The organism is Streptomyces sindenensis, assembly GCF_014649035.1.
Classification (GTDB): Bacteria; Actinomycetota; Actinomycetes; order Streptomycetales; family Streptomycetaceae; genus Streptomyces; species Streptomyces sindenensis.
Genome location: NZ_BMSG01000003.1, coordinates 147413 through 159485, shown reverse-complemented (window position 1 = coordinate 159485; position 12073 = coordinate 147413). Strand labels below are relative to the sequence as shown.

Here is a 12073-nt window from a genome sequence, read left to right as displayed (position 1 = left end):
CAGACACCGCCTTTTCACACCCACTTGTCCACAGGCGAGTGACACGAAGCGGTAACGGCAACAAGAATGCGGGTGTGGCATCCCCCGGGTCTTCCGGAGGAGTGTCCGATTTTTCGGGGTGGGCCGCGCGGGTACGCGCGACGGCCCCTGCGCAAAAGGGCCGAGGAGGGCCGGGTGACGACCTATGACGATCGAGCGAGCCTCACTGATCTGACCACCACCGCAGAGCGGGTGCGCAGGTCGGTGGAGGGTGTGATCGAGGGCAAGCCAGAGGTCGTACGGCTATCGCTGACCGTGCTGCTCGCCGAGGGGCATCTCCTCATCGAGGACGTGCCCGGGGTCGGCAAGACCATGCTGGCCAAGGCGCTGGCGCGGTCCATCGACTGTTCGGTGCGGCGGATCCAGTTCACGCCGGACCTGCTGCCCTCGGACATCACCGGTGTGTCGATCTTCGACCAGCAGCGGCGGGACTTCGAGTTCAAGCCGGGCGCGATCTTCGCCCAGATCGTGATCGGCGACGAGATCAACCGCGCCTCGCCCAAGACGCAGTCGGCGCTGCTGGAGTCGATGGAGGAGCGTCAGGTCACCATCGACGGGCACACCTACGAGCTGCCCGACCCGTTCATGGTGGTCGCCACGCAGAACCCGGTCGAGATGGAGGGCACCTACCCGCTGCCCGAGGCCCAGCGCGACCGCTTCATGGCCCGGGTCTCCATCGGCTACCCGAGCCCGGAGGCCGAGCTCCAGATGCTCGATGTGCACGGGGGCCTCTCGCCGCTGGACGACCTCCAGCCGGTGGCCCACGCCCACGACATCGTGAAGCTGATCGACGCCGTCCGTACGGTGCACGTCGCCGACGCCGTGCGGCGTTACGCCGTCGAACTGGTCGCGGCCACCCGTACCCACCCCGATCTCCGGCTCGGCGCCTCCCCGCGCGCGACCCTGCATCTGCTGCGCGCCGCGAAGGCGTCCGCCGCGCTCAGCGGGCGCGACTACGCCCTGCCGGACGACGTCCAGGCGCTGGCCACTCCGGTGCTGGCGCACCGGCTGCTGCCCACCGCCCAGGCCCAGCTGAACCGCCGCACGGCGGAGCAGGTGGTCGGGGAGATCATCCAGCGCGTCCCCGTACCGGCCTCGGCCGGTGGCACCGCGCCGCCCGCGCGGGAGCAGGGCCGCCCGCTGTACCACCAGCAGCAGCCCGGGGCACGGCGGCTGTGATGGCGGCCGGCGAGCCCGGCGCCGTGGAGGACGGCGGGCGGAAGGGCGGCCTCCGAACGGCCCTGGGGGGACTGACCACCCGGGGGCGCTCGTTCCTGGCCGCCGGTCTCGCCGCCGCCGTCTGCGCGTACGTCCTGGGCCAGGGCGACCTGTTGCGGGTCGGGCTGCTGCTCGCCGTGCTGCCCCTGGTCTGTGTGACCGTCCTCTACCGCACCCGCTACCGGGTCACGGGCACCCGCCGGCTCTCGCCGTCCCGGGTGCCCGCGGGCGCGGAGGCGCGGGTGCATCTGCGGATGGAGAACGTCTCGCGGCTGCCCACGGGTCTGCTGATGCTCCAGGACCGGGTGCCGTACGTACTGGGTCCGCGGCCCCGCTTCGTCCTGGACCGGGTGGAGGCGGGCGGCCGGCGCGAGGTGTCCTACCGGGTCCGCTCCGACCTGCGCGGCCGCTATCCGCTCGGCCCGTTGCAGCTGCGGCTCAGCGACCCCTTCGGCATGTGCGAGCTGACGCGTTCCTTCAGTGCGTACGACACCCTCGTCGTCATTCCGCGTACGGTGCCGCTGCCCGCGCTGCGGCTGGCGGGCGAGGCCTCCGGGTACGGCGACGGGCGGCAGCGCTCGCTCGCGCTCGCCGGTGAGGACGACATCATTCCGCGCGGCTACCGGCACGGCGACGATCTGCGCCGGGTCCACTGGCGCTCCACCGCGCGCCACGGCGAGCTGATGGTGCGCCGGGAGGAGCAGCCACAGCGGGCCCGCTGCACGGTCCTGCTGGACACCCGGGAGATCGGCTACCGGGGCGCCGGGCCCGACTCGGCGTTCGAGTGGGCGGTCTCGGGGGCGGCCTCCGCCCTCGTGCACATGCTGGAGCGCGGTTTCGCCGTCCGGCTGCTCACCGACGACGGGAACGCGGTACCCGGCGAGGGGACCGACGGATACGCGGGCTCGACCCAGGAGTCCGCGGACTCCGCGGGGCTGATGCTCGACACGCTCGCGGTGGTCGGCCACTCCGACGGCGGGGGTCTCAGCCGCGCCCATGACGTGCTGCGCGGCGGCAACGAGGGGCTTCTCATCGCCTTCTTCGGCGATCTGGACGAGGAGCAGTCCGCGGTCGCGGCCCGGATGCGGCAGCGGGCCGGGGCCGGGGTCGCGTTCGTCCTGGACAGCGCCGCGTGGGCCGGCGACGAGAGCGCGGCGGGCGCGGCCGAGGACCGGCTGCGCCGACTGCGCGAGTCCGGCTGGACGGCGGTGCCGGTGGAGCCGGGTGACGGGCTGCCCGAGCTGTGGCGGCTGGCCGGCGGGATGCGCACGGACACGCCGTCCGCCCCGAGCGGCGGCTCGAACGGTTTCGCGGGGGGATGGTCATGAGCGGGCGGGCCAGGCTGGCGCTGAGCGCCTATGCGGCGACACTGCTGGCGGCGGGGGCGCTGATCCCGCTGGTGGAGGGGGTCGGCTGGCTGGTGCAGGCGGCGGTGCTGCTCGGTGTCCAGAGCGGGGTGGGCGCCCTGGCGCGCCGGGTCCCGCTGGCCCGGACGCTGACCGTCGCCGCCCAGGCGCTGGTCACGCTGGTGCTGCTGACCCTGGTGTTCGCCCGGGACCACGCCCTGTTCGGGGCGGTCCCGGGGCCGCAGGCCGTCATGCGGCTCGGCGAGCTGCTGGTCGCGGGCGGGGAGGACGTCGGTACGTACTCCGCCCCGGCCCCGCTGACCGACGGCATCAAGCTGATGGTGGTCGGCGGGGTGGTCCTGATCGGCCTCGTCGTGGACGCCATGGCGGTGACCTTCCGCAGCGCGGCCCCGGCCGGGCTGCCGCTCCTCGCCCTGTATTCGGTCGCGGCCGGGCTCTCCGACGGTGGTGCCGGCTGGTTGTGGTTCCTGCTGGCCGCCTCCGGCTATCTGCTGCTCCTGCTGGCGGAGGGCCGGGACCGGCTCTCCCAGTGGGGCCGTGTCTTCGGCGGGACTTCGCGGACCAGGGGCGGTCTGGCCGACGGGCTGTCCGGTGCGGGCGGCGGCTCCTCCCCCGTGCGGACCGGGCGGCGGATCGGCGTGCTGGCGCTCGGCATCGCCCTGGTGGCGCCCCTCGCCCTGCCCGCCCTGGACAGCGGTCTGCTCGGCGGGAACGGCCCGGGGAACGGCAAGGGCAGCGGCGGTGGCACGATCTCCGCGGTGAATCCGCTGGTCTCGTTGCAGAACAACCTCAACCAGCCGGAGAACCGGGAGGTGATGACGTACCGCAGCAACATCGAGAACCCGCAGAACCTCTATCTCCGGATCCTGGCCCTGGACGAGTTCAACGGCAGCGAGTGGCGTTCCTCCACCCGGCGGCTGACGGACGTTCCCGACCGGCTCCCCCAGCCCGCGGGGCTCGGTGGGGACGTCTCGGTCACGGAGGTCCGGACGAACATCTCCGCCTCGCGCTCCTACCAGCAGACGTATCTGCCGCTCCCCTACCCGGCGAGCGAGGTCCGTGTCGGCGGCCGCTGGCGGTACGAACCCGAGGGCCGCACCCTGGTCGGCGACGACGGGCAGACCACGCGCGGTGCGCAGTACGAGGTCGGCAGCCTGGTCGTCGAGCCCACGGCGCGGCAGCTCGCGGCCGCGCCTTCGCCGCCCGAGAAGCTGTTCCGCGAGTACACCCAGCTGCCCGGCTCGCTGCCGGAGGTGGTCGCCGAGACCGCCGCGCAGGTCACCGAGGGCGCGGCCAACGCCTACGAGCGGGCCGTGAAGCTCCAGGACTGGTTCGCTTCCGAGGGCGGCTTCACCTACGACACGACGGTGACCTCGGGCACGGGGTCGTCCGCCATCGCCCGTTTCCTCCGTGACAAGGAGGGCTTCTGCGTCCACTTCTCGTTCTCGATGGCCGCGATGGCCCGGACCCTGGGCATCCCGGCCCGGGTCGCGGTGGGCTTCACCCCGGGCACCCTGAAGTCGAACGGGGCGATCTCGGTCGGCCTGCGCGACGCGCACGCCTGGCCCGAGCTGTATTTCGAGGGCGTCGGGTGGACCCGGTTCGAGCCCACCCCGAGCCGGGGCAGCACCCCCTCGTGGACCCGGCCCGAGCTTCCCACGGACACCGCGAGCGACGCGGCCGAGCCCTCCGCGGACGCCTCCACCGAACCGTCCGCCCTTCCCTCCGCCGACGACAGCTGCCCGCCGCTGCTGCGCCAGGAAGGCGGGTGCGGGCCGTCGCAGGCGGCGGGAGCCGCGGGGCCGACCGACCGGGGCACTCCGCTCGGGACGGTGCTGCTGGTGGTCCTCGCGGCGGTCCTGGCCCTGGCGCTGCTGTTGTCACCGCTGTTGTGGCGGATCCGGACGAGAAGCCGCCGGCTGGGTTCGGCGGGCCGGACGCCCGCCGACGCCGCCGCGCGGACGCTGGCCGCCTGGCGGGAGATCACCGACACGGCCTGGGACCACGGCATCGCCCCGGACGATTCGCTGACGCCCCGCAAGGCGGCGGCCCGGATCGTGCGGCTGGGCCGACTCGACACCGCGGCGGCCGAGTCGGTGCACCGGATCGCGGGCTCGGTGGAGCAGGTGCTGTACGCCCCGGAGCCTCGCCCGGCGGGCGGCCTGGCCGGGGACGCGGCGGCGGTGCGGGCGGGACTACGGGCCACGGCGGGCCGGGGCGCCCGGCTGCGGGCAACGCTTCTGCCCCGCTCGTCCGTCCGGGTGGTGTGGGCCGTCGCCGACCGCAGGACCGCGCTCGCGGAGCGGTGGGCGGGCCGCGCGGGGGCCGGTCGCTGGACGGCCCGGCTGCGCCGCCTCACCCGCCAGCACGGCTGAGGCGGGCCGGACCCCGCCCGGGAACGCCTCCGGCCCGGACCCCGCGAAGGGGTCCGGGCCGGAGGCGTTCGCGACTCCGCCGGAGGTCTTCCCGGCTCCGCCGGGGTCTTCCCCGCCCCGCCGGACGCTCCATGGGCTCTGTCGGCTCTGTCGGCTCCGCGGGACGCTCAAGTGGGCTCTACCGCCCGGGGGGCCGTCCGGCAACGGCTGAGGGGCGGCCGCGGAAATGCGGCCGCCCCTCACCCATCGGTGTCCTGCGTGGCGCCGACGTCAGTCCCTGTGGGAAGGACAGGGCCTGACGCGTACTGCTTACTGGCCCTGTTCGTCGCGGCGGCGCTGCCACCGCTGCTCGATGCGGTTCATCATCGACCGGCGTTGTCTCGGTCGGCGGCGTGCGCCGCTGTCCCCGCCACCTTCGGCGGCCGACTGCTGTTCACCGGGCTTGGGCGCTTTGCGCCATCCGGTGACCGCGAGCACGGCGCAGCCGAGCATGACGAGGAACCCCACCACGCTGATCCAGATCTGCTGGGCGACCATTCCGGCCATGAGGAGCGCGATACCCACCAGGAAGCCTGCGACCGCCTGGTAGACCCTTTTGCGGGTGTACGTACGCAGCCCGCTTCCCTCGAGCGCTGTCGCGAACTTGGGATCTTCGGCGTACAGCGCTCGCTCCATCTGCTCGAGCATGCGCTGCTCGTGCTCCGAGAGCGGCACGGGATCCTCCTCGTCGTCGGCCGCGGGGGCGACCGGTATGCGGCCCTTCCAGGATAGGCAGGGATTCGCCCCCGTGAAACCCGCCCTCTAGCGCTCAGCCAGTCCGGACCGCTATGTCGGCTCGGTTGTTGAGGCGTAGATTCCCCGACGACCGATCCGCCATGCCGGATGGTGTCACCCGATCATACGGGGCTTACGCCTCGTACGGGGGTCCTGAGTCCCACTCGGTCCGCAGCTTCGTTGCTGATCAGCGGCGCTTCTCGCCCAGAACGTGCAGCTGGGTGGCGACCGAGTGGAACGCGGGCTGCTCGGCGGCGGCCGCTTCGAGCTTCAGGAGCGCCTCCACGGCGCCGGGCTCGGTGTCCACCAGGACGCCCGGCACGAGGTCGGCGAAGACCCGGACCCCGTGCACCGCGGCGATCTCCATCCCGGCGTCGGAGACGAGGCCGGAGAGCTGCTCGGCGGTGAACCTGCGGGGCACCGGGTCGCCCTCGCCCCAGCGGCCCGCCGGGTCGGCCAGGGCCTGCCGGGCCTCGGTGAAGTGTCCGGCGAGTGCGCGCGCCAGAACGGCTCCGCCGAGGCCGGCGGCGAGCAGGCTGAGCGCGCCGGAGGGGCGCAGGGCCTCGACCGCGTTGCGTACGCCCTCGGCGGGCTCGTCGACGTACTCCAGGACGCCGTGGCAGAGCACCGCGTCGAAACCGTCGCGCTCCACGACGTCGAAGAGGCCGAGGATGTCGCCCTGGACGCCCCGGACCCGGTCGGCGACCCCGGCCTCGGCGGCGCGGCGCTCCAGCGCGAAGAGCGCGTTGGGGCTGGGGTCGACGACGGTGACCCGGTGGCCGAGCCGGGCCGCGGGCACGGCGAAGTTTCCGGTGCCGCCGCCGGTGTCGAGGACATCCAGGGCGTCCCTGCCGGTCGCCTTGACCCGGCGGTCCAGAGCCTCCTTGAGGACCTCCCAGACCACAGCGGTACGGAGGGAGGCGCGGGGGCGCGGCTGGTCCGACACGGCAGATGACTCCTCGGCACGGTGCCGCCTGGGACGGCGGAGCGTGAACAGTGCGGGTGGTGATGTGAGCGGTCACCACCCTATTGCCTCGCGCCCCTGGACGGCTCACCCGCCGCCCGGACGCTCGGGACGGGGCTGCGGAAGGATCGGCTGGAGCACCAGGAGCCGTTCCACCAGGCGCAGGAACATGGCCGCGTCGCGCAGCAGATCGTCGGCGTCACGCCCGCTGGCGGCTCCCGGCATGCCGGCCTCCGCGCGGGCCCGGCGGTCGGCGCCCGAGGCGAAGAGGGCGCTCCATTCCGTCAGCTCCGGGGCTATCTCCGGGAGGACTTCCCAGGCGCTGCGAATGCGTTCGCGGCGGCGCTTGTTCGTCTCGGGGCGCCCGCGGGCGGCCAGCACGGCCGCCGCGATGCGCAGGGCGGCGAGGTGGGCGGTGGCGTACCGCTCGTTGGGCTCGCGGAGCACGGCGGCCTCGTCGAGGCCGGAGCGGGCCTTGGCGAGCAGGTCGAGGGCGGCGGGCGGCGCCGCGGCGCGCCGCAGGACGGGGTGGACATCGGCGGCCGGACCGGTCAGTGAGGGGGCAGGGCTGCCTGCGCGGCGCCGCGGGGCGGCGGCTGCGGACGAGCTGGCCATGACGAACCTCCTGTCGTCGTGTGACGGCTCCGTGGCCGTCTGTGTCCATGGTGGCGGGCACCACTGACAATCGACCCACAGAAGGCTCTGACCTGCCATTTTGCTTCGAGCGCGAGTTCGGACTACCTTTTTGAACTGACTGGTCAGTTCAAAAAGGGGAGGGTCTCTGTGGAGAGCCCGCACGGCGCGGCTGTCAGCGCCGAGGACTTCGGACTGGAGGGACCGCGCGGCCGGGTCTTCCGGAACGTGACGTTCAGAGCCGAGCCGGGGGAACTGGTGGCCATCGAGGGCCCGTCCGGCTCGGGCCGCACCTGTCTGCTGCTCGCCCTGACCGGCCGGATGCGCACCACCGAGGGGTACGCGGAGACCGGCGGGCTGCGGCTGCCGAAGCAGGCCGCCGCCGTCCGCGGGATCGCCGCCCTGGGCCCGGTGCCGGGCGTCAGCGAGCTGGACCCCGCCTTCACCGTCGCCGAGCACCTGGGCGAACGCGCCCTTCTCCAGGGGCGTTACGGCTCGCCCCTGCGCGCCCTGCTGCGCCCGCGCGCCCAGCGCCGGGCCGCCGCCGAGGTACGGGTGGACGAGGCCCTGGAGGCCGCGGGCCTCGACCCCGCCACGCTCCCGAAGTCGGGGCGCACCTCCGTACGCGACCTGGAGCGCCTTGAGGCGCTGCGGCTGTCCGTCGCGCTGGCGCTGATCGGCAGGCCGCGGCTGCTGGCCGTCGACGACACCGACCTCAAGCTCTCGGACGCCGAACGCGAGCAGGCCTGGGCACTGCTGCGCTCGGTGGCCGACGCCGGGACGACGGTGCTCGCCGTGTGCAGCGAGGCCCCCGGGAACACCCAGGTCGTGCGCACCGCCCCGGCCACCGAGGAAGCCCGCGTCGAAGAGCCGGCCATCGAGGAACCCGCCGCCGAAGACGCCCCCCAGGAACCCACCACCGAAGAGGAGACGGCCGATGCGCGTCCCGAAGCTCGCCGCGCTTGAGCTGAAGCGGTTCGGCCGGGGCAGGCTGCCCGCCGCCGCGCTCGTCGCGCTGCTGCTCCTGCCGCTGCTCTACGGCGCCCTGTACCTGTGCTCGTTCTGGGACCCGTACGGAAAGCTCGACAAGCTGCCCGTCGCCCTGGTCAACGAGGACAAGGGGGCCGCCAGCGACGGCAAGCGGATCACCGCCGGGGACGAGATCAGCGAGAAGCTCCTCGACTCCAAGGTCTTCGCCTGGCACGAGGTCAGCTCCGCCGAGGCCGAGAAGGGCGTCGAGGAGGGCACGTACTACCTCTCGCTGACGATGCCCTCGGACTTCAGCAGGAAGATCGCCTCCAGCGGCGGCGATTCCCCCGAGACCGGCGCGCTCCAGGTGCGGACGAACGACGCCAACAACTACATCGTCGGCCAGATCTCGAAGACGGTCTTCGGCGAGGTGCGCAACGCCGCCTCCACGAACGCCTCCCGGGGCTTCCTGGACCGCATCTTCATCAACTTCTCCGATCTGCACGACAAGACCGCCGAGGCGGCCAAGGGCGCCGACGACCTCAAGGGCGGCATCTCCAAGGCGAAGCAGGGCTCCAAGGACCTCGCGGACGGCCTCAAGGACTCCAAGGCGGGCAGCAAGAAGCTCTCCGACGGGATCGTGAAGCTGAACCAGGGCTCCCGCGACCTCGCGACGGGCTCCCAGCAGGTCGCCGGGGGCACCCAGGTCCTGGCCGACAAGGTCAACGGGATCGCCGGTGACGTACGGCCGTTCTTCAAGGACAACGGGAAGTCCATCCAGGACACCGCCCGGCTGGTAGCCGACACCTCGGGGGCCGTCCGGCACAACCTCGACGTGCTGGTGCAGACCGCGCCCACCGCGGCGACGGGCGCCCGGAAGGCCGCCGACGAGCTGGCCGAGATCCACCGGACCCAGTGCGAGGAGGCCGAGGAGCCCGACGCCACGGCCTGCCCGCCCCTGGAGCGCGCCAAGGTCGCCTCCGAGGACGCCGCGAAGATCGCCGCCGATGTGAACACCCTGATCACCAACCAGAACGGCGATCTGAAGAAGCTCAGCACCCAGCTCACCGCCTTCCAGAAGCAGGCCGAGGCGCTCGCCGAGCGCGCCCCGACGCTCGACGACGACCTGGCGTCCGCCGTGGCCAAGGTCAACGAGCTCAACACCGGGGCCAAGAAGGTCGCCAAGGGCGCGCAGGCGCTGCACACGGGTCTCGGTACCGCGCAGACCGGCTCCAGCAACCTGGACACCGGCGTCGGCAAGCTGAAGACCGGCGCGGAGAACCTGGACGGCGGGCTGTTCCGGCTCGGCGACGGGTCGGCCGAGCTGGCCCAGGGCCTCAACGACGGCGTGGCCAAGATCCCGGACTACGACAAGAAGGACCGCGACGCGCGGACGGACGTCATGGCCGACCCCGTCCAGCTGGCCTCCAAGTCGCTGCACGCGGCACCCAACTACGGCACCGGCTTCGCCCCCTACTTCATCCCGCTCTCCCTGTGGGTCGGCGCGATGGTGGCGTACATGCTGATCCAGCCGATGAACCGGCGGGCGCTCGCCGCCGGGGCCTCCTCCTGGCGGATCGCGTTCGCCGGCTGGCTCCCGGTCGCCGCCATCGGCACGGCACAGGTCGGCGCCCTGATGGCCGTCCTGCACTGGGGTCTCGGTCTCCAGATGGCCCACGCCGCCGGAACGATCGGCTTCCTGGCCCTGGTGACCTGCTGCTTCGCCGCGATCGTGCAGTGGCTGAACGCCTGCTTCGGGGCGGCGGGGCGGATCCTGGTGCTGGTGGTCCTGATGCTCCAGCTGACCTCGGCCGGGGGCACGTACCCCGTCCAGACCAGCCCCGGATTCTTCGGCGCGATCCACCCGTACCTCCCCATGACGTACGTCGTCGAGGGGCTGCGCAGGCTGATCACGGGCGGACCGCTCACCCCGGTCTGGCTGGGCTGCGCGGTGCTGGCGGCCTTCACCGTCGGCGCGCTCGCCCTGACCGCGTTCACCGCCCGCCGCAAGCAGGTGTGGAGCCTGAGCCGGCTGCACCCGGAGCTGAGCCTGTGAGCGCGCCCGCGGTCGCGTCCCCGGGTGCGCCCGGGCCTGGAAGAATCGGCGCCATGGAAAGCAGTGGCACCACGCGCCGCCAGGCCACCCGGCAGAAGCTCTACGAGGCGGCGGTGACGCTCATCGCCGAGAAGGGTTTCTCGGCGACCACCGTCGACGAGATCGCCGAGCGGGCCGGGGTCGCCAAGGGCACGGTCTATTACAACTTCAAGAGCAAGACCGAGCTGTTCGAGGAGTTGCTCAGGCACGGCGTGGGCCTGCTCACCGCCTCGCTGCGGGCCGCCGCGGAGGAGACCGAGGAGCGTGGCGGCACCCGGGTCGAGGCGCTGGACGCGATGATCCGGGCCGGTCTCGCCTTCATCGACCGCTACCCGGCCTTCACCCAGCTGTACGTGGCCGAACTCTGGCGCACCAACCGCGCCTGGCAGTCCACGCTCCTCGTGGTACGTCAGGAGGCCGTGGCGGTCGTCGAGGACGTCCTGCGCGACGCGGTGCGCAGCGGTGAGCTGAGCGAGGAGGTCGACATCCCGCTGACGGCCGCCGCGCTGGTCGGGATGGTGCTGGTGGCGGCGCTCGACTGGCAGGCCTTCCAGCCGGAGCGCTCGATCGACGAGGTCCACTCGGCGCTGTCGCTGCTCCTGCACGGGCGGGTCAGCGGGCACTGAGGCCGCGCCGCCCGGAGGGCGCCGGGAACGCCGAAGACGCCGGCCGGCGAGGTTCGCATCCCCCGCGAACCTCGTCGGACCGGCGTCTTCCGTGCTTGTCGGAAACCCGTTCCCCGTGACCCCGTGTGTCCCCCCCCGTGGTCCCCGGGCTCCGTCGCACCCCCGTTGCGTCGGGGGAACCGCGCCGTTCCGCCGCCCCGTGCCGGCGGTCCTGGCGCAGCGCCCCTCCCGTGGTCATCACTCTGCCGTCCGCGCGGGTGGGGGCCCATCCGCGCGGGTACTCATCTGTGCGCCTAGGTACGGATACTCAGAGCACCGCACCGATACCCCGCCCGGTCCCCGGCCGGGGTCGTTACGATCGCCTGCGTGTCTGTCATCCCTCTCGTGTTCACCAGCGGCTGGGCCAGCGGGATCAACGCGTACGCGGTGGTCCTGCTCCTCGGCGTCTTCGGCGCCACCGGCGTCTCCGACGAGGTGCCCGCCGCTCTCCAGCGCACCGACGTCCTGATCGTGGCCGGGGTGCTGTTCCTCTGCGAGGCGATCGCGGACAAGATCCCGTACGTGGACTCGGTCTGGGACACGGCGCACACCGTGATCCGGCCGGTGGCCGGGGCGGTGATCGCCGCGCTCCTGGCCGGGGAGAGCGGTTCGCTGCCGGAGCTGGCGGCCGGGGCGATCGGCGGGTCCACCGCGCTGATGAGCCATTTGGTCAAGGCGGGCACGCGGATGGCCGTCAACACCTCTCCGGAGCCCTTCAGCAACGTCGCGATGAGCATCGCGGAGGACCTCGGGGTCGCCGGGGTCGTCACGTTCGCCATATTCAACCCGGTGGCGGCCGCCGTGATCGCGGCCCTGCTGCTGGTGCTGGGCATCGTCACAGTGGTCTTCCTCGCTTCGCGGATCCGCCGCTTCCTGCGCCGCCGGGCCCAGCGGCGCGAGGAGAAACGCCTGGCCGGGACGGGCGCGCCCTGGCCTCCCGGCTGAACCGCCGGTGCCGGTCGATAAAGTCACCG

At 73.0% G+C, this 12073-nt stretch carries 10 protein-coding genes; 7 read left to right on the top strand and 3 right to left on the bottom strand.

Annotated elements, in window-relative coordinates; genetic code table 11:
- Window positions 1–174 precede the first annotated feature (174 nt).
- From IE145_RS05920 to IE145_RS05910, 3 genes are read left to right on the top strand one after another with little or no spacing between them, the layout of a single operon-like run.
- Window positions 175–1218 carry an AAA family ATPase gene (locus tag IE145_RS05920; RefSeq protein ID WP_189519517.1) on the top strand — a complete coding sequence of 348 codons (1044 nt, stop codon included), beginning with the start codon at window positions 175–177 and terminating at the stop codon, window positions 1216–1218.
- Complete coding sequence (locus IE145_RS05915) at window positions 1218–2585, top strand: DUF58 domain-containing protein (protein WP_189519515.1); 1368 nt, start codon at window positions 1218–1220, stop codon at window positions 2583–2585. The genes IE145_RS05920 and IE145_RS05915 overlap by 1 nt, the downstream gene beginning before the upstream one ends.
- On the top strand, window positions 2582–4999 hold the full coding sequence (locus tag IE145_RS05910) for a transglutaminase TgpA family protein (protein WP_189519514.1): 2418 nt from the start codon (window positions 2582–2584) through the stop codon (window positions 4997–4999). Before IE145_RS05915 ends, IE145_RS05910 begins: the two co-directional genes overlap by 4 nt.
- A gap of 309 nt (window positions 5000–5308) precedes the next feature.
- Here the strand turns inward: IE145_RS05910 and IE145_RS05905 are convergent, their stop codons facing one another.
- The 3 genes from IE145_RS05905 to IE145_RS05895 all read right to left on the bottom strand — a co-directional run bounded on the left by IE145_RS05905 (window position 5309) and on the right by IE145_RS05895 (window position 7352).
- Entirely contained in the window at window positions 5309–5713 is a 405-nt protein-coding gene (locus tag IE145_RS05905; RefSeq protein WP_189519512.1) for an SCO2097 family morphological protein, read from the bottom strand.
- A gap of 247 nt (window positions 5714–5960) precedes the next feature.
- On the bottom strand, window positions 5961–6719 hold the full coding sequence (locus IE145_RS05900) for a methyltransferase (protein WP_189519510.1): 759 nt from the start codon (window positions 6717–6719) through the stop codon (window positions 5961–5963).
- 105 nt (window positions 6720–6824) lie between these two features.
- Window positions 6825–7352: an SAV_6107 family HEPN domain-containing protein gene (locus IE145_RS05895; protein ID WP_189519508.1), complete on the bottom strand. Its 528-nt coding sequence runs from the start codon at window positions 7350–7352 to the stop codon at window positions 6825–6827.
- A gap of 168 nt (window positions 7353–7520) precedes the next feature.
- Here IE145_RS05895 and IE145_RS05890 point away from each other — a divergent pair, with 168 nt between their 5' ends.
- The 4 genes from IE145_RS05890 to IE145_RS05875 all read left to right on the top strand — a co-directional run bounded on the left by IE145_RS05890 (window position 7521) and on the right by IE145_RS05875 (window position 12044).
- Window positions 7521–8336 (top strand): ATP-binding cassette domain-containing protein, encoded by an 816-nt coding sequence (locus IE145_RS05890; protein WP_189519506.1) that lies wholly within the window; start codon window positions 7521–7523, stop codon window positions 8334–8336.
- On the top strand, window positions 8308–10395 hold the full coding sequence (locus IE145_RS05885; protein ID WP_189519504.1) for a YhgE/Pip domain-containing protein: 2088 nt from the start codon (window positions 8308–8310) through the stop codon (window positions 10393–10395). The genes IE145_RS05890 and IE145_RS05885 overlap by 29 nt, the downstream gene beginning before the upstream one ends.
- A gap of 53 nt (window positions 10396–10448) precedes the next feature.
- A complete protein-coding gene (locus tag IE145_RS05880) occupies window positions 10449–11060 on the top strand; it encodes a TetR/AcrR family transcriptional regulator (RefSeq protein ID WP_189519502.1) in 612 nt (203 codons plus the stop codon).
- A 366-nt stretch (window positions 11061–11426) separates the two neighbouring features.
- Window positions 11427–12044 carry a DUF4126 domain-containing protein gene (locus IE145_RS05875; RefSeq protein WP_189519500.1) on the top strand — a complete coding sequence of 206 codons (618 nt, stop codon included), beginning with the start codon at window positions 11427–11429 and terminating at the stop codon, window positions 12042–12044.
- Window positions 12045–12073: the final 29 nt, after the last annotated feature.

Bases quoted from the DNA above. Each gene is read 5' to 3' on its own strand.
- IE145_RS05915 (WP_189519515.1), top strand. From the start codon at position 1,218: ATGGCGGCCGGCGAGCCCGGCGCCGTGGAGGACGGCGGGCGGAAGGGC.
- IE145_RS05910 (WP_189519514.1), top strand. From the start codon at position 2,582: ATGAGCGGGCGGGCCAGGCTGGCGCTGAGCGCCTATGCGGCGACACTG.
- IE145_RS05895 (WP_189519508.1), bottom strand. From the start codon at position 7,352: ATGGCCAGCTCGTCCGCAGCCGCCGCCCCGCGGCGCCGCGCAGGCAGC.
- IE145_RS05885 (WP_189519504.1), top strand. From the start codon at position 8,308: ATGCGCGTCCCGAAGCTCGCCGCGCTTGAGCTGAAGCGGTTCGGCCGG.
- IE145_RS05880 (WP_189519502.1), top strand. From the start codon at position 10,449: ATGGAAAGCAGTGGCACCACGCGCCGCCAGGCCACCCGGCAGAAGCTC.